Origin of the sequence: Tardiphaga sp. vice304, from assembly GCF_007018905.1 — a bacterium.
GTDB lineage: Bacteria > Pseudomonadota > Alphaproteobacteria > Rhizobiales > Xanthobacteraceae > Tardiphaga.
On sequence record NZ_CP041402.1, the window covers coordinates 1282834 to 1303935 of the forward strand.

Here is a 21102-nt window from a genome sequence, read left to right on the forward strand (position 1 = left end):
ATTTTTGGAACGCCGAATACAGACATAAGGTTATCAGGATCGACAAACGACAAGATGCGCGCCGGCGCTAAGGCCGGATTATCATTCTTGTCGATGTCGATCCTAAATCACCCACGTGTCAGACTCCGTCGCATCAGATTCTAGTGAGATTCGAAAGCGACAGCTAAGATATTATCATAAGCACGGCGACTACTATTCAAGCCTTATACCCTGGGAGGTCCTCCAGTCGGCCGTCTTGCTCGACGATGAGATCACTCGATCCGCGATTGCTAACGACGCTATTCATTTTTAAGAACAGGATCACTTTCTCGAGGGTCGAATTCATTGCCCGAAACGAGAGCTGATAGTAATCGCGATGAAACGTGATGACAAAATCAGCTTGAGGCAGCCCCTGTGCCAAAACCCATCGCCGCAATGATCTATATTCCTCTTTCATCATTGATCCCGCAAATTCTGCCTTCTCGACATTGACCTGCTGAAAAGTGCATGGCGAGACACGTTCGCGGAATTTTTCACTGCGCTTCTGAGCAAGTGCCGCCGCTGTTGTTCGGCATTCCATGAATTCTGGATACTCTTTCATTTGAATGAGATCATCGTTACGCTGCTCGTGCCAGACAGCAAATTCAAAGTTTCCGATGGTCCAGTTGGAAAAACAATGACGATACTCTGTGCCATCCGGCGAAACGGTCAGGAAGTAGTGATAGTGAAATGTGGAATAGGCTTCTTTAATATTCAAGGGAATGCGTCCGTTGTTGGTACCATTCCTTTGTAAGAGGCTGACTGAAAAAGAAGCTGAGTGATTTCAGCCAGTTGTGATTCCTTCGGATTTGCGAAGATTCGAGGGAGAGCACGATGGTCTGGACTGAAATCACCCGCCGACACTATAGGCGGGCGAGCTTGCGATATGAAAGCGATACGACGGATGCCGAGTGGTTTGTGATGGAGCCGCTTCTGCCGCCTGCTTCGGCGCTCGGTCGCCCGCGTGCGACAGATATGCGAACGGTGATGGATGCGATCCTGTATATTGCGTCGACCGGCTGCCAATGGCGGCAGTTGCCCAAGGATTTCCCGCCCTACTCGACGGTGCAGGGCTATTTCTACGCGTGGTCGCGCGGCGGACTGTTTGCGTCGCTGAACTACACGCTCGTGATGGCCTCGCGCGAGGCGGCTGGCCGAGAGGCGAGCCCAACGGCCGGAGTGATTGACAGCCAGTCGGTGAAAACCACGGAAAGCGGCGGCCCCCGGGGCTATGATGCAGGTAAGAAAATCAAGGGCCGCAAGCGCCACATCGTCACCGACACGCAAGGAAACTTGGTCGGGCTGGTCGTGCACGAAGCCAGCATTCAGGACCGTGATGGTGCCCCGTGCGTTCTTGCTTCGATACGTTATCGCTATCCGTGGCTGCGCCATATTTTTGCCGATGGTGGCTATGCCGGAGATAAGCTGCGTCAAGCTTTGAAGCGCATCGGCAATTGGACGATAGAAATCATAAAACGATCCGACAGGGAGCAGGGCTTCGAAATCCTACCGCGCCGATGGGTCGTCGAACGAACGTTCGGATGGCTCGGTCGCTGCCGCAGATTGGCAAAGGACTTCGAGACCACAATCGCCAGCGCCGTTGCCTGGGCGTTCGTCGCTCACATTCGCGTCCTTATAAGACGGCTTGCAAAAGCCTGAAATCAAACGAATTCATTATGAGTCAGACTCTAAGAGATTGTCTATGGGCCCGTCACTATTTAATCACGTAAGCGGGTTGTTAAATTTCTGTCAAAGGACTTAGTGCAGCGAAATGAGCGAAGCATTTGACATTGATTAAAAGTCCGAACTCGCATGCGCCTTCGGCTTTGCTCATTCGAACTCGTGTTCGCTTCTGGCTCTCTCGCTCACTATCGTTCGCTCTTTCACCAGAACCTTCACCCGTTTCCCATATCGATTTCCTGGGCTAAGTTCATTGCGACGATGTTTGCTGATGTCTCTTTTGCTAATGGATCAAGTCGCTATTCGTATAAGCAATTCATGATTTCATCATACAAGTTGACCTGAGCCCCTGAACTTCCGCCAAAAATGGGTAGAATCCGTCACCTGAAGGGAGACGGAGATGAAGCAGTCGAGGTTCACGGAAGAGCGGATCATCGCGATCCTGCGGGAGCACGAGGCAGGCTCAAAGACCGGGGACGTTTGTCGCAAGCACGGGATCAGCAGCGCGACGTTCTACAAATGGAAGGCGAAGTATGGTGGGCTCGATGTGTCGGAGGCCCGCCGCCTGAAGGTTCTGACCGACGAGAATGCCAAGCTAAAAAAGCTGCTGGCCGAAGCGATGCTCGACAACGCCATGTTGAAGGATCTCAATTCAAAAAAATGATGACGCCCGTCGCGAAGCGACAAGCTGTGGCTCACCTTTGTTCAAGTTTTGAGGTCAGCCAGCGGCGGGCGTGTGCGGTCATCGGAGCGGATCGAACCTCGGTACGCTATCGCAGCGTGCGGCCCGACGATGTTGTCATTCGCGCGAGGTTGCGCGAACTGGCCAATATCAGACGGCGGTTTGGCTACCGTCGCCTGCTCCTACTGTTGCGCATCGATGGCGTTTCGATCAATCACAAGAAGCTGCGGCGTCTGTACGCCGAGGAGCGGCTTCAGGTTCGACGGCGTGGTGGTCGCAAGAAAGCGCTGGGAACAAGGGCTCCGATGACGTTGCCCCAAGGTCCCAACCATCGCTGGTCGCTCGACTTTGTCAGCGACACGCTGACCGACAGCCGGCGCTTCCGCATGCTGGCCGTGGTGGACGACTTCACCCGCGAGTGCATCGCATTGGTTGCCGATACGTCGCTCTCGGGCACAAGGGTCGGCCGAGAGCTCGATGCGGTGATCGCCCGGCGTGGTCCCCCGCTAACGATCGTCAGCGATAACGGTACCGAATTTACCAGCATGGCCATCTTGCGATGGTCACAGCAGACCAGGATCGAATGGCACTACATCGCACCAGGCAAGCCGCAGCAGAACGCATTCGTAGAAAGCTTCAATGGGCGCCTGCGCGACGAACTCCTGAACGAGACGTTGTTCTCGTCCCTCAACCATGCCCGCGAAGTCCTTGCTGAATGGCAGGACGACTACAACACCGTCCGCCCTCACAGCGCGATCGGCAATCTTCCACCGGCTACCTATGCCAAGCTCCACGCGTCCGACATGCAACGGGACGGACCGCATGAGCTGATTTGGGGCTCCGCGCCCCGTCCCGTTGCATCACCGAGCCACACAGGCTCAAATGATCAAAGGATTCTTCCCATCGCTGGATGAAGCTTGGGGCTCAGGTCAAAGTTGATGATCGATTCGTTTGATTGGAGAGCCAAGACGGAGAGAGCAAGCGTAAGCTTGCGATCGTATCCATTCGTTAGAAACTGGACACAACTCTATTCCCCTGCCCCTACCAAAGATGAATAGCCCCCAACTAACGGGACGTCTTTGATAGAAGCAGGGGGAGATAGCTAGCCGGTTCCTTCGTTGAGTCTTCGACAGTGACTTCCGGCAATGTAACGGTTTTATTCGTAACAGGTGGCCACCCGTAGTGAGCTGCACCCGGTTCCGAAGACACCAAGTTAGGTGTTTTATGGAGCTGGAGGTGTGCCATGGAGAGACGGAAGTTTACGCGAGAGTACAAGCTTGAGGCGGTCAAGCTGATCAAGGATCGGGGCGTGTCCTACGCTCAGGCTGCCGAAGATCTCGGCGTTCATCCGACGCAGCTGCGTGAATGGGTGAAGAAGTTCGCCGACGACCCACAACATGCGTTTCCCGGCCAAGGTCAGATGAAGCCGGAGCAGCAGGAGATCACGCGTCTCAGGCGCGAGGTTGCCAAACTGAAGGCTGAGCGCGACATCCTAAAAAAAGCCGCGGTGGGTTCAACCGGTGAACGCAACACGTTGCGCAAGCTTAGCGCCCGGTGTGATGAAGCCAAGCGTTTTCCTCGGCCGGGTGTTGAGTTTCAGCGCCACGGCGTTTAGATCGGCCTGACTGTAAACCGATAGATCCGCGCCTTTTGGAAAGTACTGGCGCAATAACCCATTGGTGTTTTCGTTACTGCCGCGCTGCCACGGGCTGCGCGGGTCGCAGAAGTAGACTTTTACATCAGTGGCAACGGTAAAACGCCTGTGGGCAGCAAGTTCGGTTCCTCGATCCCAGGTCAGAGACGACATAAATCCTTCTGGTAATTGTTTGACCTGCTTAACCAAGGCGGTCACGACGTTGTCTGTGTCTTTTCCCTTTACACGGACCAAGAGCACATATCGGGAATGGCGCTCGACCAGGGTTGCAATGTGTGTGTTGTTTCCTCCCGACAGCAGGTCGCCTTCCCAGTGCCCTGGTATCGCGCGGTCCTCGATTTCGGCGGGGCGCTCGCTAATCGACACAGCATCAACTATTTGACCGCGCGTCTGTCCTTGCGTGGTCGATGTCTTCCCACGGCGCATGATCCGCCTGCTGCGTAGACGCGATATCAGCTCTTGTTTCAGTACACCACGCGCTTGGACGAACAGGCTTTTATAGATCGTTTCATGGGATACTCTCATTGTCTTATCGTCCATATATTCGGCCATGAGCCATCCCGATATCTGCTGAGGTGACCAATGGTGCTGCAGCTTCGCTGCCACTACCCTCTGAAGAGATCTATTCGCTGCAAGGAGACAAGGCTTTGGACGTGACGCTTCCTGCCATGCCCGCTCATCAGCCATGGTAGCACGATATTTGTAACGGCCTCGATTACGATCCACCTCCCGGCTAATGGTTGAGGGAGATCGGCCAAGCTGCTCGGCAATCCTGCGCAGAGACAGGCCGGCAATTAATCCGCGAGATATCTCCTCCCGATCCTGAAGGGTCAAACACCGCGACGATCGTTTCCGGGCGATTGGAGCTATTCCACCCTTTGCCAGCAGCACCCCAAACACCGAAGCCGCATGCTTTCCAAGGGTTCGCCCAATATCGCTCAGTGACTGGCCCGCCTTCCATCTCGCCCATAGCTCTGCTTTTTGCTGTTGGGATAACCCCGGGCGACCCATCTGCGGCATCTTGATCCCTCCAGAAACGACATGAATTAATCATGTTGCGTTCACCAGTTGAATCCACCGTGGCTTAGTTTGAAAAGTATCCGCACGCGATCCAGCCGACCGCAACAGTGGACGCTATCCAGATTACCACAATGACCGCTACCGCAACCCGGCTCACAGGCCGTTCTTGCGCAGCTTCCGCCAGAGCGCGGTGCTCCGCCATGATCCCCGGCGGGATCATTCGTACTACAAGGGCGATTTCAAGTGGAACGATAATCAAATCATCCAGATACCCAATGACCGGGATAAAGTCTGGAATCAAATCGATTGGTGAAAGAGCGTATCCCGCGACCGCGATTGCGAGCCCCTTCGCATACCATGGGACACGCGGATCACGCGCCGCAAGATACAATGCGTGCGCGTCTCGCTTTAACGTTCTGGCCCATATTTTTATCAATGCGAGCATATACCGACTCAGTTGGCGGTCTCTTTCTTAGTCTCAATTTTCATTTCGACCAGCTATCCATCGTCGCCGTTGTGGATTGCGAAACATTCATCGCGAAAGTTTTTAACCAGCGCACTCGCTGTGGCGCAGGCTATCCCTTTTCTAGCGGATTGGCCGGCGCCACCCGGGCATGACCACTGCCAGAATACGCGATTTTTGGCGCCGGTCTGCTTGGCAATGCCGCCGACCTCAAACTCGTAGCCATCCGCCATTACCAGGATGACGCGGAACTCGTCGGGGTAGGCTCGAACAATTGCGTCGCGGCGGACAAGCAGAAAGGGCATTGCGTCAGTCTAGCGCGGGGCCGGGCCAGCGTCACCGCAGGGACGTTAAGGTCGTGTTCCCGATCGCGCCGGCTGTTGCCAGTCGGATGAGCAGGTTGTTGAGCCCGCCAGACGAAGGCCTGCACATGACGTCTTATGCGCGGATCGAACATGACGCTGAGCCGAAATTGAACTAAATCTCGCTTGCCGAGTTCTGCCCTGCACTTAAACGGATCGTGGGCTGCGAAGGCGGTACTGCTTAAAGGGTCAAAAGAAGATGTCTGACGAGCTTGGAAATCGAGGCCAGAAGGGCAGCCACATACAGATGGACGATGACCTTGAAGTCCGCAATTGGTGCCGCCACTTGAAGGTGACGCGGGAAGACCTTCATCGGGCCGTTGGCAAGGTCGGTAATGCCGCGGCCTCCGTTCGAAAAGAGCTCTATCGCGACGCCGACCGACCCTGATTTTCTATTGAATCACCGGTGACCAGGAAAAGAACACCGTGGACGCCCGAAGACGACGAACTGCTCATGCAGCTCAAAATAGCGGGGGTCGGAATTTACGAGATTTCGTCGCGCCTGCAGCGCACGGGCTCTGCGATCGATAATCGTTGGAACGCCATTCGAAGTAAGGCTGATCCTCGACAAAAGCCCCGCTTGTACCGTCGGAAGTCCGAGAGTTAGTGCTGCTGAATGGTATCGTAGAGCGGCGTTATTTTTGCATTTGCCGGCCATTTTGACCGCCCCAAGTCCCTGCAGGTCAGGCCCAGGCTCGTTTTGGCGAGAGAAGCGGCCGGGCCGTTTAGAACCTTTTAGTTTGTGGGGGCGTTTGCCAGATAAAATTCTGGATCAATTAATTAAAGTGAGCCGGTCATGCGCGATCCAACACCCGAGTTAAAAGACGACATCCCGATCGATGAAGTGCGCCTGACGACCCGAGTGCGAAATGCTCTGATCCACGGCGGCATCAAGACCGTCGGTGATGTTCGTGAAGCCTCCAATAAAACCCTTCTAAGCTTGCAGGACATGGGATCTGGATCCGTCGATTATCTCCGTCAATGCCTTGGTTTGGCTTCAGAGGACGGCGTGCGTCCATCCGGTCATGCCGGCGACGCCTTATGACTGCAGGCCCAAGCAACTGACACGAGCTCCAATCCCGCCTTTAGCTAATTATCCTCTAGCCGATAAAGCTGCCATATCGTTTTCTCGATTCTGGCAGTTTGCTTCGCCAGCAGCGGATTCTTTTGCCGATCCTAGTGAGACGTCAAAGCCGCCACAACACGGGACGCAACCGTCGGGCGCGGAAATTAAGCACCTGAATACCATTTGTTAGGCATCTGGAAGTTTTTTAATCATAAAGTGTTGCAATTTGGCGAAAACGAGAATCGCATTTTACGGCTGGCGTATTTGTGAGTTCATGTACAAAACTTTTTGGGGGACTTTTGATATGAAGGCATTTCTACTCGGGACCGTAGCCCTTGCTACGATCGGCTTGGCAGCGCCGGTCTCTGCAGCAGATATGGCGGCTCGTACGTACACGAAGGCTCCGGCTTATGCTGCCGCGCAGGTGTATAATTGGACCGGCTTCTATATCGGCGGCCACGTTGGTGGCGATTGGCGTGGCAACAGCACCTTCGGAAACGGTAACAGCGGTCGATTTATCGTTGGTGTTCAGGGCGGCGCGGATTATCAGTTCGCTCAGAGTTGGGTTGTCGGTATCGAAGCTAATTACAGCTTCAAGCCGAACACTAATAGTAACAACGGCTATGCTTTTGCCGATCCGGCAGGCGCTGGTATCCTGACCAATAATTCTAACAGCCGTGGCCTTGGTTCGGTGACCGGTCGACTCGGCTACGCATGGGGTCCTGCGCTTCTGTACGCTAAGGGCGGCTATGGATTCCGCGACAATGGTAGCAATATCGGAATCACGGTTGGTGGAGCGCCCGTCGCATTCACTTACAACCGTCGTCAGGACGGTTACACAGTTGGCGGCGGCTTGGAATATCTGTTCACCCAAAACTGGTCGGGTAAAATTGAATATCAGTACTTTAACTTTGGTAACTCACAGTTTACTGCTGGGCCGGCGGCTTTGGTTGCTATTGGATCGTTCCGTAACGACGAACACACAGTCAAGGCGGGTCTGAATTATCGGTTCAATCTCGGCGGCCCCGTTATGGCTAAGTATTGATCTTTATCTAAATATTTAGGAAAAAGGCCGACCGAGAGGTCGGCCTTTTTTCTGCTTGCGTGTAGCGATATCGCTATTCACTCGGGAAACGGAGTCGCTCCGTCATTAACTCTTCCAAAAACTCGCCTAAGGCTCGGTTGCCGGCAAGGCGCGCCATCAGGTAGTCGCTGAAACCCTCAGCTTCCAGATTCACACCCATCGGCGCTCCGCGACGAACAATGCGCCACCGCCACGATACGGGAAATTTAGAAACTCTAATCACAACGATATGATAGCCGAGACTGTCAAACTTGCTCTTCATGTACGGGACAATCTGGTATCAGAGGTAACATCATAACTTTCCGCGCTGCTACGTTAACGCGACTTGCTATGTGGAAGTTCCGCGACCTCGGCAAAGTAAGAATTTCGTAGTATTCGCCGGTTCATGCAAGGGCGTGGATGGACCTAAGTGGCTGAGTATTTCCCTGTTCTCAGCAGCGCCTGATCGGTCCCCACTGACTGGTCCAGTTGGAATGTTAGGGCATGGGCGCCTTGGGTGCCAGCGCGGTCGGCGTACTTGGTGGGGGTTGCGAAGCCGACCGCGCGGTCCTTGCGGGCACGAAGACCTCGGGGGCTGGTGGCCTATAACCCAGCGAGCCGTGAGGACGGCCGGTGTTCTAATGCCGACGCCAACCTTCAGTTACGATCCTAGCCTCGGCCAGTGACGTCCGCTATTATGAAAGCATCGAAAACGTCACGCCGGCGGACGTCTACTACGGCAGAGCGGAGGCGATCATCGCAGAACGCAGACGCATCAAACTTGCCACCATCGCAAACCGTCGCTTGCAGCACCGACTGCAGGCTGCTTAAACTCTAACCGCTGATGAGCCAGAGGCTCTCTTCTCGAAACACGTGATCAGTCTCAAATTGCCTGACGACGGACAGTTTGATTGATCGGTCGGCGGTCTCGATCCAACTTACTTCTGCGATTCTGCCGATTTTGATAATAATGCGAACCGTAGTGATACGGTCCTCAAATCCAGGACTCCCCTCATGCCGTTGTTGGGTCGGCCGTCTGGGGCGGAGAAATCAGTGGGTCTGATTGGGTCAGGGAATTTGATAAAACAATGATTAGGTGTCATTCATCAAAGCGATCTTCTATATTCTGCGCACCGGCTCCCCACGCGGTCCAGTCAGTGGCTCAAGGAAACGTCTATCAGATGACCTGGAGCGGCCAGCCTCAACCGGCGATCGAGTTAGTCCGAGATGATGCGACCGCTGGAGGTAGCCTGTCGGCTGCGATCGGCCAGCATGGGGGCTCGGTGAAAATCAAGAAGATGGACGGCGTTTTCCAGGAAAAGCGCACGTTCCCACGCAGTGCCGAGCCTCGTTCGTCCAAGGGCTAAGGCCGTTGCAGTTCTAACTACCAGGCCAGCACGGCCCCTTCGAGATCCCAGACGACTGGTGGCGATTTACCGCCGAGGGTTGGGCCGGTGACAGTCAAGCTGTACTCGACAACGCAAAAAATAAAACGCTGGTACAGACTCATAAGAGCGCTTTACTCGCTTCTGATACCACTCATATGTAACACACGGGCTTCCCACTTCAACCGATTCAAGCGCGTCATTTGCTCCGGCCGGGGTAATACCCTTAGCTTTTGCCTGCTGGCTTTCAGAACTCTTCTCTAGGTATTACAACTCAATCAATTTGCGACGACCTGTGCCAAGCTATCTGCGCTCATCATATGATGATCCGCTTACACGTCAGTACTCTAGTATCGGTCGCGACGTGGCACTCTATGCACCCGTCCTCGAGTTGATAAGCCATGATGAACCGACATGGGTTATCGGCGTAACCGGGCTGGTCCTCGATAACACCAAACTTCGCCCACCGCGTTTTAGGCTCTTGGCGAAAGCGCGCTATAGTCTCAGAGCATCTCACATAGAACTTATGATCATAAGAAGTAAGTCGTCCGCTGGCTAAGGCATTGTCAGCCCACGCCAGAAAATGATTTTCGTCGATTAGATCTACGTTATTTTTCCAAAACGGGATATCCAAACAACTTTTCGCTTCTAGGTATGCCTCTAGCATCACCGAATGCTCTGTGCCATCAGCCGAGACGGTCATGGAGTAGTGATAGCAGAATGTGGAATAGGATTCTTTGATATTCAAGCGAATGCATCCGTTGTTGATATCATTCCTTTATAGGTGATTGTCTGCAGACCCGTCACTATTTAATCACGTGAGCGGGTTGTGACATTTGTGTCTGAGGACTTCGTGCTGCGACATGAGCGAAGCATTTAACATCTATTAAAAGTCCGAACTCGCATGCGCCTTCGGCTTTGCTCATTCGAACTCGTGTTCGCTTCTGGCTCTCTCGCTCACTATCGTTCGCTCTTTCACCATAAACTTCACCCGTGTCCTATATCGATTTCCCGGGCTAAGTTCATGAGTGTTTGCTGATGTCTCTTTTGCTAATGGATCAGGTCGCCAGTCGTATAAGAGGCTGACTGAAAAAGAAGCTGAGTGATTTCAGCCAGTTGTGATTCCTTCGGATTTGCGAAGATTCGAGGGAGAGCACGATGGTCTGGACTGAAATCACCCGCCGACACTATAGGCGGGCGAGCTTGCGATATGAAAGCGATACGACGGATGCCGAGTGGTTTGTGATGGAGCCGCTTCTGCCGCCTGCTTCGGCGCTCGGTCGCCCGCGTGCGACAGATATGCGAACGGTGATGGATGCGATCCTGTATATTGCGTCGACCGGCTGCCAATGGCGGCAGTTGCCCAAGGATTTCCCGCCCTACTCGACGGTGCAGGGCTATTTCTACGCGTGGTCGCGCGGCGGACTGTTTGCGTCGCTGAACTACACGCTCGTGATGGCCTCGCGCGAGGCGGCTGGCCGAGAGGCGAGCCCAACGGCCGGAGTGATTGACAGCCAGTCGGTGAAAACCACGGAAAGCGGCGGCCCCCGGGGCTATGATGCAGGTAAGAAAATCAAGGGCCGCAAGCGCCACATCGTCACCGACACGCAAGGAAACTTGGTCGGGCTGGTCGTGCACGAAGCCAGCATTCAGGACCGTGATGGTGCCCCGTGCGTTCTTGCTTCGATACGTTATCGCTATCCGTGGCTGCGCCATATTTTTGCCGATGGTGGCTATGCCGGAGATAAGCTGCGTCAAGCTTTGAAGCGCATCGGCAATTGGACGATAGAAATCATAAAACGATCCGACAGGGAGCAGGGCTTCGAAATCCTACCGCGCCGATGGGTCGTCGAACGAACGTTCGGATGGCTCGGTCGCTGCCGCAGATTGGCAAAGGACTTCGAGACCACAATCGCCAGCGCCGTTGCCTGGGCGTTCGTCGCTCACATTCGCGTCCTTATAAGACGGCTTGCAAAAGCCTGAAATCAAACGAATTCATTATGAGTCAGACTCTAAGAGATCCATGCTTTTATCATATAAATTGATAGCCGGTTTCGTTTTATTAGAGAGCCACGATGGAGAGAGCAAGCGTAAGCTTGCGATCGTATCCATTCGTTAGAAACTGGACACAACTCTATCCCCCTGCTCCTATCAAAGCTGAACAGCCTACCATTTCGGTGGAGGCGTCTTTGAAAGAAGCAGGGGGAGATAATCGTCGGTTCCTTCGTTGAGTCTTCGACAGTGACTTCCAGCAATGTAACGGTTTTATTCGTAACAGGTGGCCACCCGTAGCCCTGTCTTTAGTTGCTGTCTCTGAATGCAAGCATTCTGGCGGTTAGAAGTTGGTATAACCAACATCAGCGTGTCACCCAAGCCAAGTCACGCGACCAGGATGTCACGAGCCGTCGTCATCGTTAGGACGTTGCGGCTCTCTTTCGATCAGCTTTATACGACTGATCAGCGTTTTGGCCTCGGAGCCTGCTCCTAATACGGTCTCGTTTCCCGCGTCAGAGTTTTAGCCGGGCAGCCACCGAGCTCCATAAGGAGCGCCCACCGAATTCCAATTCTATTTATCTATTATGCCGCCGCGAACGCAATATCTCTTTTTGCCTACAACCCGGCTATGCCGGCGTCACCATCGCGCGCCGTGTGGACACGCCGCCAGTCCAGCCCTTCGCGCAGCGCCGACAATTGCGCGGCCGACAAATGGATCACGCCGTCTTCGATCTTCGGCCAGCGGAAGATGCTATCCTCCAGCGGCTTGGCGAACAGGCACAGACCGGTGCCGTCCCAATACACCAGCTTGATCCGATCCGCGCGCTTGGCGCGGAACACGTAGACCGCGCCGGAGAACGGATCCGCCGCCATGCTCTCGCGCACCAGTGCCGCCAATCCATCGCGCCCTTGCGGACGTCCACAGGTTTGCTCGCGACCCAGACGCGGACCGTGCCAATCGGGTCTGTCACGCGCCGGCTTTCAAAGCCCGCAACACCGCGGCGATCGTGCCCGCCGGGGCGCCAGCGCCGATGCGCACCGTCACGCCATCAATGGCGACCTGGATCGTTCCAGTGGGGTTCTTCCAGCTGCCGGCGCGGCGTCTTGCGCTGCCGATGGCCCGCCGTGTCGGATGTGCCGGATCGACAACCGCCGGGACAAGACGCGGTTCATCATCCTTGGAAACGCCGCCTGAGCTTCTCTGACCTGCCGTCGCCGACCGAACAATTGCTGCGGCGACAATCCATGCCGCCGAGCCACGCCGGAAACAGACTTGCCACTGCTCTCGATCGCCGCGATCACCCGCGCCTTGTCCTCGTCGCTCCACGTCCGCCGGCGACCCGCACCGGTGAACACCTCTAGCCACAGCAAAGAGCACGCGGGCGTTCCGCCCCCTTTTACCCTCAAGAGTTGAAACAGCATCGACGCTAACGCCAGCCTTGTTCGCTAGCACCGTTTGACTCAGACCTGTAAGCGCCTGTCGGACAGCGCTGGCAAAATCCATCCGTTTCTCCGGAACTTCTTCGGCTAAAACGTATTTGCATTAGCTCGCATTTTCGTGCGGCGCCATCCCAGGCTGCTTGCGCTCGAAGCTTATAGAATTATACCGACGAAAACGGTTCGATGAAGCCGCGCTCGGACTTCCGTCGCCGCGATAGCTATCGCGCAATGATTGGAAGTATTCGTGAAAAATATTGCGCTCACAAACTCTTCCGTGCGTATTCGTACTGCCGGCGTCCTGCTGGTTGAAAGGAAGTATCCAATGACTCTAACGAATGAAAACGAAGAGAGCACCCAAATGCCGAATCTTCAACCGGATCCGGTTTACTTCAGTAAAGCGCTTTGGTTCGAAAAACGTGACTTAAATCTGGTGCCGTTGGCAACATATCTCACATTGCGACCTACTTGCGATATTCCCAACCACACGATGATGGCTTGCATCACGGCCTGCCAGGGCAATGAGTTATCGATTGGTCAAGCCACTTCGCCGCCGATCCTTGCTGCGTATTTTCGGAAGTTCGTGGATGCGTTTGAAGCAGCGCTGCTTATCCAACAACAGAACCCCCATCTGCACATTCTTTATGATGGCTTCGAAACAACCGCACAGATGAGCGGTAGGCGCCATTTAGCTACGCAGCTTGCGTGGACAGAATGCGACGACGAGTGGGATTACTACTATAAAGCTATGGAGAACCTGCCTTTACTCGCGAATATCTCGAGTGATGTCCCGGATGTCATTTGCGCAGTGATCGGCCGCGCGCTAGCCGAAAAGTTCTCTTCGACGAACAGCTTCAACAAGAACCCATAAGAGAAGCCGCATTGCTGCTTTATTACGTTGAAGCAAGAGACTTCAAACACATCTATTACGATCTCTTCTTACGTCAAAATGATTCTTATCGTTCATTGCTGCGGTTAGTTTTGCAGTGCCATATCAGAAATTTCGCATACAAGCCGCTGGAGTTAGCGCAACAGGTCCACACCGGGGCGAGCCGCGTCAAGACGACTATCCTGTCCGACGACGGTTGCGATGAAACGGCTGCGCCTAACACCGAACCCGCGCAATTGTGCGCCCGAGAAAGAAAACACATCCGTGCCCGTATTCACAATCGAACGCTCCTACGACGTCCCGCACTCTCGTCTCGCGACATACGACGCGGAGACACTTGCCAACGCGCTGGAACTCGACGTCCAGAACAACAATTGGAACTACCAGAAAGCCGACTATCAAACAACCCGCCTCGAGTACGTGACCGGCGCATGGTCTGGCAACGAAGCCTATAAGGGCGAGAGGCTACCTCTTCCTGCTTTACCAGCGCTTGACTGGCGCGCGGTGATGCGCGAACTGCTCGACTCCGATGCTGACAACGCGTCCAACACCAAATTACAAGGACAACGCGCCACCCTTGATCGCTCAGCAAATGCTCGAACAGCCGCGGCTGCTTTGCTGGCACTCCCCGTTGCGCCTTCGCCTTTGTGGCGCGAGATCACCAGCGATCTTGCCGGCGCACTGTCAGGGTGCACCACGCAAATAGAGCAGATACGCGAAATGTTTCCCGGCGATGACGGCAAGATTGCCGAGGCGCTCGAAAATGCCGACGAAGCCGAAACGACATATGATGATGCGATCAAATCCGCCCCGGTCGCCATGGCGCGCGATCCCGCACTCTGGCTTGATCGCGCGACGAATCTGCTGATCAAAACGCTTGGCCAATGGGAGGACGAAGAAGACAGTGTTCAGGAGGAGCACGAAGGGCACATTAACGATCTGCGCCAATTCGTCAAAGACTGGCATACGAACAAGCCGAAGCTGCATCCCGACGAACTGGCACGACCATCTCGCGCATGACGATCTGTTCGGACGATGGCGACGCCACTGATGCGATCGAAATGATGAACTCGCTTATCTTGAAAGCGAAGGCGGCTTGTGTTGCGGCCTGATCCCCGATCGCGGCTGACCAAGATTTGCTCACAAAACCTTCATAGCAGAAGATCTAAACAAACGGCTCCCGCACCAAAGCTTGGCTTTCGTGCCTTCGCTCGCATCTGGTGACAAAACCTAACGGCGGTCACGAGGTGGGCAAACTGTCATGGCTACCGCAGCGATGAGCGAAAATGATTTTCTCAATTCAAAGCTTGTGCGAAACGAGGGATACCTCAAAACCGGCCGCTCAGGGGTGCAAATTGGGCTCTGACTCACTTTTGATGAAGTTCGCGCGCAGCCTCGTGTTGGTTTCACAAAGGAATCAGCATCATGCAGCACGCCTTGCGTCCGTCAGTGCTGGTCCCTGACGGATTTGAAGTAGAGACCGCAGTTTGTGAAGGCGCCACGACCGCGATCACCATTCGCCCGAAGACAGGCGCAAGTCATTGATAGTATGGCAGCGGACGCGGCGTGCCATGACAACAAGTCGAACCGATCGCCCTGCGCCGCCGAACGACCCAAAGCAGCGTATCATTGCTCACCGGCAGCATCAGTCGGCGTGCAAACTTCGCTGCGGGCCGGCCTCCCAATGCAAGGCCGAAATGATGGATGACAAAATCGAGTCGTATCGTTCGCCGCGCCCAAGGTGCCAAGGCGCTATGCTTGAGGTTCATCGCATTTCATGTGTGCCACCTACCCGAGATGTAGTTTGGCTATGATGAAGTCTCTTTCGGTCTCAAAACATAGTACGAACTTCGGACCGAAGCCCTCAACTGTGAACTGCCCTTTTAGATGCGGCTCGATTCTAGCCCGCAGATCCGCCGGCGTTTCGCCGGAGGCGTCCATCACCAATGCAGGCCATATCTGATGGTCTGCTGGGTCTGGCACCCAGAACACATCGCCTTCAATATTTGCCTGAGTGACAAGATGCGATGAGGCACGACTATCGAGGAAACCGTGATGCTTTGCGTACAAGTGACCGTTGTGCTTTGCTAACATCGGTTCAGTGCCGTACGCCTTTAGATAGCGCTTCAATACCATCTGGAGGTATGCAGTATGTTCCTTCTGACACTGTGGGATGAAGTGCGCGCGTACAACTTCAAACGTGTCAGGGTAGTCAGCAAGAGGGCTCAAGAGCCTTCTGGACAGCTGCGGGTAGGCGTCGCCAGCACCGTTCGAGAGAATGAGCGAGCGGGACATCAGTTTCTGCGAAATGCGAGATACCTCATTTTTGATCTCCTGCAAGGCGGAGATCAAAAGGTCGTGGCGCACGTCACACGCATGCTGCATGCCGTGTTCTTCATTTAGAATCTTTTGGTCGTGGTTCATGTCGTGTCTCCAGCCTGGGCCGGATGACCACGGGCGAAGGACAAAATGTACGTTCAAGAATTTGGAGGCCACTGCATCAGATTGGCCAAAAGGTCATGCTCAGCCATTCAAAGCGCCACGCCGACCAGATAAGGCCGGATTTTAAGCATTTTTGCAGACCTCGTTGTCCCTTATCACAATGAGTCTGCAGCCCGTCACAGATGCCGAACACTGGCGCACCTGCCTGGATGGCGTAAGACGTGCCGCGATTTGACCGCGCTGGGAATGGCGTGGACGTTATCGCGAAAGCCGCAAGTGGAGGGGCCGGCCCAGTCCAAGAGAAGCGGCCTTCTGAAGATGGACGCACGGGAACACCTCCAGCGTTCGCTTGATCATCAGATCATCTGCGCCATAGAGAACCACACTATTGCCAAACGGCGCCTTATACTGAACGTTCGCGCTTAGGAACCTGATCCGATCCTGAAGGATGAAGACGTCCGCCTTTCCGTATCCGAATTCGTGAAAGGCTTGAGTGTGCAGCACGCTGTTAGGAAGTAGCAGCATCACGGCCGAGCAATGGCCTGCCGCAAAGCTCTCGTACGCCTTCCGGGTGAACTTCATCGCCATGCTGTAGGGCGGATTTACATACGCGCGACCGAACCACCGCTGGGTCAAGCCATCGTCAAGTTCTGTGAAGGTTTTACGGGCACCAACCGGGCTGGCGAGATCACCGCAGGGATCAAGATCGACCCGCCCGAGCACATGCACGATCCGCTCCCAGATTTCAGGCGGCGTGAATCGGACGTCTCGCGTTCCTTTGCCCCATCGCGCGATCTCGGACTTCCGAGGGCGAGCTTTTGGCGCGAGTACATCCAGAGCGGCCTGAAGAGTCGCCACCCGAGCGTTCCCTCGTTCGAGCCGGACAATAGCCGGCGCTGAAACTTCTGCCCGCTGAGCCAACTCTTCCTGGGACCACATGCGCCGCTTGCGGAGTATACGAACCTGATCGCCGAAAGAGCGACCACGGGGTAGCCCCGTGAAGCGCAAGTCGATCGCCATAGCGACAGCGGAAAGCAACCGTACAGTTCCGGCCCCGTGCACTTCCAAAGCTGAAACAGCATCGAGGCTAACTCCAGCCCGTTGCGCCAAAGTGGTTTGACTGAGACCAGACGCTGTACGCGCCTGACGGATTGCGTCACCTAGCTCCATCCACTTCCCCGGAAATTATTCGGCTAATACGTTAGTGACCTAGCCTAAATTTTCGTGCCGCGCCACTTCCGAAAACGCTGTTGCAATCGTCGCGCAAAATCTTTGGTCGTGAAGTGAGCAGGATAACGCGGCGAGCGCCATTGAGCCAACGGGAAGGTCAGGTGAACCGGATTGACCAGTCTTATCCGTAAAGTTGGAGCAAGCCTCAATCGTCGATTTCCAAGTCTCGCAGCCGCGACATTTCAAGCGAACCAACGTGCTCGCTGAAACAAATTGCACTTAGCAATCACGTTCTGCTTAATAAGGTTACTAATTCATACTTATATAAAGGAAGTTTTTAATGTCTCTAGTTGATACAACCGAAGTCCAGTGTCTCGAAGTGATCGCAACCGCGACAGCGTTGCCGAATGTTTTTAACAATTCCGCTGCTACGAGCAATAGCTGCCCAAGTGAGGGATGGAGAAACCAATATAACCGTGAGGTAGCTGTCCTTACGAACAAAATGGCCGAGGTGAGGGAGCGCATTGCCTCGATCCATACGCTGCAAGCAGAGGTGTCACGGATCGCCCGGCAGAGTCATCAAACGCTAAGCGACATTGAGAGAACCTTGGCAGCTCGTCCACCCGCCAAAGCTCCGGGAACAGTTATTCCTCTCGATATAAATGTTGAGATGGCGCGTGCACTTAGATGGCCTCCGCAATACATGCCTATCGACGGAAAGATCGAAGTGGTCCTCGCTCACTTTATTCCTCAATCTAGAGCAAATGATATTGTATACGATCAGATCGTCCCAACTCACTATTTGAAGGGACTGGGATCACCTTTGACCGGCAAGAACGGTTGCCAACTTTATACGACAAATGGGCGTCGTAATAGCAGAGCGATGAAGCGGCTTCAGAACGGGGCACGCGAAACCTTTGGAGACACCTTCTGGATGCCATCTCCACTCGAAACAGAGAGCTGGCTCTCACTGATCATTGACCAGCCTTCTCACGATATAATGACCGCAGTAGAGATGCTTAACAATCAATCTGTCTATCGCTTCACGATCGACAACCTATTCGACGGACGGCAGCTATTGTCCTTCGCGAAGGAAAAAGACCAGCTTTTGGCAAAAATGGCTCTTAGTTGATTGGTATCTATTTGGGGAAACGCGCGGTCGACCATCGCTTTTCAAAAAGTTGCTATTCATCGTGAGAAAATCCGATGTGCAGTCGTTTAAATGCGCAAATTACAAACCCATGGAGAACGGTTCTGTGGAGTTGAGTGTGCTGTCAAATTCGGAAGCTTTCGTGCTCCTTTTTAAGACCGAGAGAAATCATTCTCGTCTAGCAGTTTGCTGAAAAATCCCTCGCGGCGGCGTTCATTTCCTGATTCAATTTGATCGAGAATCGGTGGAGGTCGGCGTGCGCGGGACATTCGAGGATCAAGGCGGGCTGTTTTCATATATCTCGCCGGATGCGCGGGTGCCCCAGAACCATCCGCTGAGGAAAGTCCGGGCGCTAGTCCGTGATGTGCTGGGCGAGATGAGCCGCAGCTTTTCCAGCCTCTATGCGAAGGAAGGTCGTCCGTCGATCCCGCCTGAGCAATTGCTCAGCGCGCTGCTGCTGCAGGTGTTCTATGGCATCCGCTCGGAACGCCAGCTGATGGAGCAACTGGACTACAATCTATTGTATCGCTGGTTCGTGGGGCTGTCGCCGGACGACCGGGTCTGGAACCCGACCACCTTCACGAAGAACCGCGAGCGACTGCAGAACGGCGACGTGTTCACGAAGTTCATGACCAGGCTTCTGAACCTCGCCGAGGTCAAGGCGCTGTTGTCGGACGAGCATTTCTCGGTGGACGGCACGCTGATCGAAGCCTGGGCTTCCCACAAGAGCTTCCGCCCCAAGGACGGCAGTGACGGCGACGACGGCACCAACTTCCATGGCCAGACCCGCAAGAACGACACCCATGCCTCCACCAGCGATCCCGACAGCCGGCTCTACCGCAAGGCCACGGGCCGCGAGGCCAGGCTCTGCTACATGGGCCATGCCACCATGGAGAACCGCAATGGTCTGGCGGTCGCCGGGATGGTGACGCAGGCCAGCGGCACCGCCGAGCGTCGCGCCGCGGAGAAGATGCTCAAGGCCAAGGCCAAACAGGCCGGCCGGCGCATCACCGCCGGCGCGGAGAAGGCCTATGACACCGCCGATCATGTCGCCAATCTGCGCGCCATCGAGGTGACGCCGCATGTGATGCAGAACAATACAATGGGCAAGACCGGCCGCAGCCGTCGCAGCGCGATCGACGAGCGAACCACCCGCCACGAGGGCTATGGTATGTCGCAGACACGGCGCGCGATGATCGAATGCATCTTCGGATGGGGCAAGCAACACGGCACGATGCGCAAGACCAAACATCGCGGCATCGGCGCTGTCGCCGCCGACTTCCTGCTCAACCTGATCGCCTACAACCTGATCCGCATTCCAAAACTGCTCGCCGCATAGCCTCCCCGCCGTCCAGGCGACGACGCGCGACGCCCGATCAGCTCACTACACCAGCATCGCGCCTGTCCGCTGGCAAGAAAATAGTCGGATTTTGGGTTTTTCAGCGGACTGCTAACGGTTTTGACTGGCGACTCTATCGCAGTAGGCATCAAACGACGCAATGGAGGCTGGCAACCTTGGTTGGGCAAAAAATTCGGCTTTTCGACCCGGGGTCACCTCTGCAGCTCCCTCTTCCAGAGAGCAATTAAAGGCGGTGGCGATCGGGGAGGGCAGGACGAGCTTGCCGTCGTTTATAGGAAGTGCTGCCCTCTCGCATGCTAGACAGAGATCGTCAAAAACTTCGTTCAGCAGGACCAGATCAGGCGCCGATCCGATAAAGTCGTCGAAGTACATGGAAATGAACGCGCCTCGCGTTCTCGCGAGTTCGATCGAGTCTGTCACGGGCGAAAGAAGCACAACCAGGCTGGCCAGCATCGGAGATTGAACAAATCCGATAGGCAGGACGTATCCGCCACTTCCATATGGATCGGCCACACACGACCACTTCGCTCGGTCACGAGGATCTGAAATGCTGAAATGGCGAAGGGCCGCGGCAACTCGATTTCGGCGGATCGCGTAAAAGAAACTTTGGATGTCGATCCGAAAGAAAAACTTGTTGTCGATGTGGCGGTGTAGCGCCGCAACGTGCCCGCCCGACGTATAATGATAGTGGTAGTCTGGCAAAGTGACCCGCATCCGACACTCGTCTAGCAGGCGGTTGCCAAATTCTCTGCACTCGTCCGTCGGCGAAAAGACGTAACGTCCCTTGGTTTTGTATCGCAGTAAGTAGTTTGTGTACATTTTGGGAGCCAGATGACGGTCGAGATCACGTTCTCATAGATCCACTTTGCAACTTTCCAAAAGAAAGCAGCGAGGGCTACAAGATCGCGAACTCGACGCGCCCGGCGGATAAATTTATCCATAGACGCCTCCATTAGCTAACCCGCCGGCTATTCCACGACTTCATCTTAGAAGCCGTCATCCGAAGGAGTGCCTTAAGGCCCAAAGAGCCCGCAGCGTCCTAAAAGCGTGCTGGGGCGTCCGGAAACGTCATGCAGCTCATGTCGTGGCGTCAGTGCCGAAAGGTCTCGGCGAACATGCAACCCGGCTACGCCAAAGGCAACAGCATTGCAGTAGGAAAAATAAAAAAGGTTGCAGCAGATTCGGATTGACCTAGAATCTCTATCGGCGGGCTACGCCGGAACACCCTCTTGGGTCGCTGCTCTGGTGGCGGCCTCTTACCGATGC

The 21102-nt window shown here is 54.8% G+C and carries 21 protein-coding genes and 4 pseudogenes; 13 read left to right on the forward strand and 12 right to left on the reverse strand.

The genetic code is table 11. The features are described 5' to 3' along the window. Window positions 1-196: 196 nt before the first annotated feature. The gene (locus FNL56_RS06075) at window positions 197-736 is read right to left on the reverse strand and encodes a hypothetical protein (protein WP_143578817.1); all 540 of its coding nucleotides are present in this window, start codon (window positions 734-736) and stop codon (window positions 197-199) included. 116 nt (window positions 737-852) lie between these two features. Here FNL56_RS06075 and FNL56_RS06080 point away from each other — a divergent pair, with 116 nt between their 5' ends. The 3 genes and pseudogenes from FNL56_RS06080 to FNL56_RS06090 all read left to right on the forward strand — a co-directional run. Further along, on the forward strand, window positions 853-1677 hold the full coding sequence (locus FNL56_RS06080; protein WP_143577461.1) for an IS5 family transposase: 825 nt from the start codon (window positions 853-855) through the stop codon (window positions 1675-1677). 421 nt (window positions 1678-2098) lie between these two features. Further along, window positions 2099-3294, forward strand: a protein-coding gene (locus FNL56_RS06085) for an IS3 family transposase (RefSeq protein ID WP_441351235.1) whose coding sequence is annotated in 2 segments (ribosomal slippage) — window positions 2099-2360 and window positions 2360-3294 — 1197 coding nt in all. Because the reading frame shifts where the segments join, the coding sequence is not laid out codon by codon here. A 329-nt stretch (window positions 3295-3623) separates the two neighbouring features. Beyond that, window positions 3624-3881, forward strand: a pseudogene (locus FNL56_RS06090) (transposase); the annotation flags it as partial. A 12-nt stretch (window positions 3882-3893) separates the two neighbouring features. On the opposite strand, the gene FNL56_RS06095 reads toward FNL56_RS06090, so the two are convergent. The 3 genes from FNL56_RS06095 to FNL56_RS06105 all read right to left on the reverse strand — a co-directional run bounded on the left by FNL56_RS06095 (window position 3894) and on the right by FNL56_RS06105 (window position 5822). Continuing rightward, complete coding sequence (locus FNL56_RS06095; protein WP_210245477.1) at window positions 3894-5054, reverse strand: IS30 family transposase; 1161 nt, start codon at window positions 5052-5054, stop codon at window positions 3894-3896. 64 nt (window positions 5055-5118) lie between these two features. Beyond that, window positions 5119-5499: a YkvA family protein gene (locus FNL56_RS06100; protein WP_143581834.1), complete on the reverse strand. Its 381-nt coding sequence runs from the start codon at window positions 5497-5499 to the stop codon at window positions 5119-5121. Window positions 5500-5552: 53 nt separating this feature from the next. Beyond that, the gene (locus FNL56_RS06105) at window positions 5553-5822 is read right to left on the reverse strand and encodes a hypothetical protein (RefSeq protein ID WP_143571967.1); all 270 of its coding nucleotides are present in this window, start codon (window positions 5820-5822) and stop codon (window positions 5553-5555) included. Between the two features lie 256 nt (window positions 5823-6078). Here FNL56_RS06105 and FNL56_RS06110 point away from each other — a divergent pair, with 256 nt between their 5' ends. The 3 genes from FNL56_RS06110 (at window position 6079) to FNL56_RS06120 (ending at window position 7990) form a co-directional block, all read left to right on the forward strand. Beyond that, window positions 6079-6267 (forward strand): DUF3606 domain-containing protein, encoded by a 189-nt coding sequence (locus FNL56_RS06110; protein WP_143571968.1) that lies wholly within the window; start codon window positions 6079-6081, stop codon window positions 6265-6267. A 408-nt stretch (window positions 6268-6675) separates the two neighbouring features. Next, window positions 6676-6924 (forward strand): DNA-directed RNA polymerase subunit alpha C-terminal domain-containing protein, encoded by a 249-nt coding sequence (locus FNL56_RS06115; protein ID WP_143571969.1) that lies wholly within the window; start codon window positions 6676-6678, stop codon window positions 6922-6924. Between the two features lie 325 nt (window positions 6925-7249). Then, a complete protein-coding gene (locus FNL56_RS06120; RefSeq protein ID WP_143582528.1) occupies window positions 7250-7990 on the forward strand; it encodes an outer membrane protein in 741 nt (246 codons plus the stop codon). Between the two features lie 73 nt (window positions 7991-8063). On the opposite strand, the gene FNL56_RS28585 is transcribed toward FNL56_RS06120, so the two are convergent. Both FNL56_RS28585 and FNL56_RS28225 read right to left on the reverse strand, forming a co-directional pair. Continuing rightward, entirely contained in the window at window positions 8064-8189 is a 126-nt protein-coding gene (locus FNL56_RS28585) for a hypothetical protein (protein WP_256365963.1), read from the reverse strand. Window positions 8190-8505: 316 nt separating this feature from the next. Continuing rightward, a pseudogene (locus FNL56_RS28225) lies at window positions 8506-8694 on the reverse strand (integrase core domain-containing protein); the annotation flags it as partial. A gap of 4 nt (window positions 8695-8698) precedes the next feature. On the opposite strand from FNL56_RS28225, the pseudogene FNL56_RS28230 reads away from it, so the two are divergent. From FNL56_RS28230 to FNL56_RS06135, 3 genes and pseudogenes are all read left to right on the forward strand, one after another. Beyond that, a pseudogene (locus FNL56_RS28230) lies at window positions 8699-8839 on the forward strand (IS3 family transposase); the annotation flags it as partial. A gap of 350 nt (window positions 8840-9189) precedes the next feature. Beyond that, the gene (locus FNL56_RS27965; RefSeq protein ID WP_210245478.1) at window positions 9190-9375 is read left to right on the forward strand and encodes a DUF2188 domain-containing protein; all 186 of its coding nucleotides are present in this window, start codon (window positions 9190-9192) and stop codon (window positions 9373-9375) included. A 1176-nt stretch (window positions 9376-10551) separates the two neighbouring features. Beyond that, on the forward strand, window positions 10552-11376 hold the full coding sequence (locus tag FNL56_RS06135; protein WP_143577461.1) for an IS5 family transposase: 825 nt from the start codon (window positions 10552-10554) through the stop codon (window positions 11374-11376). A gap of 627 nt (window positions 11377-12003) precedes the next feature. Here the strand turns inward: FNL56_RS06135 and tnpB are convergent. Together tnpB and FNL56_RS06145 are read right to left on the reverse strand one after the other, a co-directional pair. Then, complete coding sequence (gene tnpB, locus FNL56_RS06140; protein ID WP_441351270.1) at window positions 12004-12285, reverse strand: IS66 family insertion sequence element accessory protein TnpB; 282 nt, start codon at window positions 12283-12285, stop codon at window positions 12004-12006. Window positions 12286-12355: 70 nt separating this feature from the next. After that, window positions 12356-12892 carry a hypothetical protein gene (locus FNL56_RS06145; protein WP_441351271.1) on the reverse strand — a complete coding sequence of 179 codons (537 nt, stop codon included), beginning with the start codon at window positions 12890-12892 and terminating at the stop codon, window positions 12356-12358. A 180-nt stretch (window positions 12893-13072) separates the two neighbouring features. Here FNL56_RS06145 and FNL56_RS06150 point away from each other — a divergent pair, with 180 nt between their 5' ends. Continuing rightward, a complete protein-coding gene (locus FNL56_RS06150; RefSeq protein ID WP_143581836.1) occupies window positions 13073-13696 on the forward strand; it encodes a hypothetical protein in 624 nt (207 codons plus the stop codon). A gap of 219 nt (window positions 13697-13915) precedes the next feature. Continuing rightward, on the forward strand, window positions 13916-14734 hold the full coding sequence (locus tag FNL56_RS06155; RefSeq protein WP_143577606.1) for a hypothetical protein: 819 nt from the start codon (window positions 13916-13918) through the stop codon (window positions 14732-14734). A 578-nt stretch (window positions 14735-15312) separates the two neighbouring features. Here the strand turns inward: FNL56_RS06155 and FNL56_RS28970 are convergent. The 3 genes and pseudogenes from FNL56_RS28970 to FNL56_RS06170 all read right to left on the reverse strand — a co-directional run. Further along, a pseudogene (locus tag FNL56_RS28970) lies at window positions 15313-15486 on the reverse strand (ISL3-like element ISMex26 family transposase); the annotation flags it as partial. Window positions 15487-15502: 16 nt separating this feature from the next. Continuing rightward, window positions 15503-16138 (reverse strand): hypothetical protein, encoded by a 636-nt coding sequence (locus tag FNL56_RS06165; RefSeq protein WP_143571973.1) that lies wholly within the window; start codon window positions 16136-16138, stop codon window positions 15503-15505. 276 nt (window positions 16139-16414) lie between these two features. Continuing rightward, on the reverse strand, window positions 16415-17176 hold the full coding sequence (locus FNL56_RS06170) for a DNA N-6-adenine-methyltransferase (RefSeq protein ID WP_246660877.1): 762 nt from the start codon (window positions 17174-17176) through the stop codon (window positions 16415-16417). 490 nt (window positions 17177-17666) lie between these two features. On the opposite strand from FNL56_RS06170, the gene FNL56_RS06175 reads away from it, so the two are divergent. Both FNL56_RS06175 and FNL56_RS06180 read left to right on the forward strand, forming a co-directional pair. Then, a complete protein-coding gene (locus tag FNL56_RS06175; protein ID WP_143581837.1) occupies window positions 17667-18458 on the forward strand; it encodes a hypothetical protein in 792 nt (263 codons plus the stop codon). A gap of 274 nt (window positions 18459-18732) precedes the next feature. Next, a complete protein-coding gene (locus FNL56_RS06180) occupies window positions 18733-19815 on the forward strand; it encodes an IS5 family transposase (RefSeq protein WP_143578820.1) in 1083 nt (360 codons plus the stop codon). A 111-nt stretch (window positions 19816-19926) separates the two neighbouring features. Here FNL56_RS06180 and FNL56_RS06185 read toward each other — a convergent pair whose 3' ends face one another. Then, entirely contained in the window at window positions 19927-20655 is a 729-nt protein-coding gene (locus FNL56_RS06185) for a reverse transcriptase domain-containing protein (protein ID WP_143571977.1), read from the reverse strand. Window positions 20656-21102 lie beyond the last annotated feature (447 nt).

Coding starts and splice junctions, on each gene's coding strand:
- FNL56_RS06080 (WP_143577461.1), top strand. CDS start 853: ATGGTCTGGACTGAAATCACCCGCCGACACTATAGGCGGGCGAGCTTG.
- FNL56_RS06095 (WP_210245477.1), bottom strand. CDS start 5,054: ATGCCGCAGATGGGTCGCCCGGGGTTATCCCAACAGCAAAAAGCAGAG.
- FNL56_RS06100 (WP_143581834.1), bottom strand. CDS start 5,499: ATGCTCGCATTGATAAAAATATGGGCCAGAACGTTAAAGCGAGACGCG.
- FNL56_RS06105 (WP_143571967.1), bottom strand. CDS start 5,822: ATGCCCTTTCTGCTTGTCCGCCGCGACGCAATTGTTCGAGCCTACCCC.
- FNL56_RS06110 (WP_143571968.1), top strand. CDS start 6,079: ATGTCTGACGAGCTTGGAAATCGAGGCCAGAAGGGCAGCCACATACAG.
- FNL56_RS06115 (WP_143571969.1), top strand. CDS start 6,676: ATGCGCGATCCAACACCCGAGTTAAAAGACGACATCCCGATCGATGAA.
- FNL56_RS06120 (WP_143582528.1), top strand. CDS start 7,250: ATGAAGGCATTTCTACTCGGGACCGTAGCCCTTGCTACGATCGGCTTG.
- FNL56_RS28585 (WP_256365963.1), bottom strand. CDS start 8,189: ATGGGTGTGAATCTGGAAGCTGAGGGTTTCAGCGACTACCTGATGGCG.
- FNL56_RS27965 (WP_210245478.1), top strand. CDS start 9,190: ATGACCTGGAGCGGCCAGCCTCAACCGGCGATCGAGTTAGTCCGAGAT.
- FNL56_RS06135 (WP_143577461.1), top strand. CDS start 10,552: ATGGTCTGGACTGAAATCACCCGCCGACACTATAGGCGGGCGAGCTTG.
- FNL56_RS06145 (WP_441351271.1), bottom strand. CDS start 12,892: ATGGATTTTGCCAGCGCTGTCCGACAGGCGCTTACAGGTCTGAGTCAA.
- FNL56_RS06155 (WP_143577606.1), top strand. CDS start 13,916: ATGAAACGGCTGCGCCTAACACCGAACCCGCGCAATTGTGCGCCCGAG.
- FNL56_RS06165 (WP_143571973.1), bottom strand. CDS start 16,138: ATGAACCACGACCAAAAGATTCTAAATGAAGAACACGGCATGCAGCAT.
- FNL56_RS06170 (WP_246660877.1), bottom strand. CDS start 17,176: ATGGCGATCGACTTGCGCTTCACGGGGCTACCCCGTGGTCGCTCTTTC.
- FNL56_RS06175 (WP_143581837.1), top strand. CDS start 17,667: ATGTCTCTAGTTGATACAACCGAAGTCCAGTGTCTCGAAGTGATCGCA.
- FNL56_RS06185 (WP_143571977.1), bottom strand. CDS start 20,655: ATGTACACAAACTACTTACTGCGATACAAAACCAAGGGACGTTACGTC.